Here is a 348-nt window from a genome sequence, read left to right on the forward strand (position 1 = left end):
GCGCGATCAGTCGGGAGATTGTGATAAACAACTCCGAATCACCAAGGCCGGGGACAGTTATTTGCGGCGACTCTTGGTCGGGTCGGCCCAATATATCCTGGGGCCTTTTGGCAAGGAAAGTGACCTGCGCCAGCATGGACTGGAGCTGGCGGCCCGGGGTGGTCCTCGTGCCAAGAAGAAGGCCGTCATCGCGATTGCCCGCAAGCTCTCCGTGCTCTTGTTAGGTCTTTGGAAGAATGAATCCCTCTATGAACCTGTGCGCAAAGCGGCTTGATAGAAATATCCTTGATAATCTAACAAATAGTTTTTAGGGAAAGGAAGAAAGCTCATCATGGAGCAAGAACGAAA

1 pseudogene is annotated in these 348 nt (G+C 52.0%); it reads left to right on the forward strand.

Annotation, left to right across the window (positions count from 1 at the left end):
- Positions 1–274: pseudogene (locus JIN78_RS17060) on the forward strand (IS110 family RNA-guided transposase); the annotation flags it as partial.
- Positions 275–348: the final 74 nt, after the last annotated feature.

It is taken from the genome of Roseibacillus ishigakijimensis, from assembly GCF_016595415.1.
Classification (GTDB): Bacteria; Verrucomicrobiota; Verrucomicrobiia; order Verrucomicrobiales; family Akkermansiaceae; genus Roseibacillus; species Roseibacillus ishigakijimensis.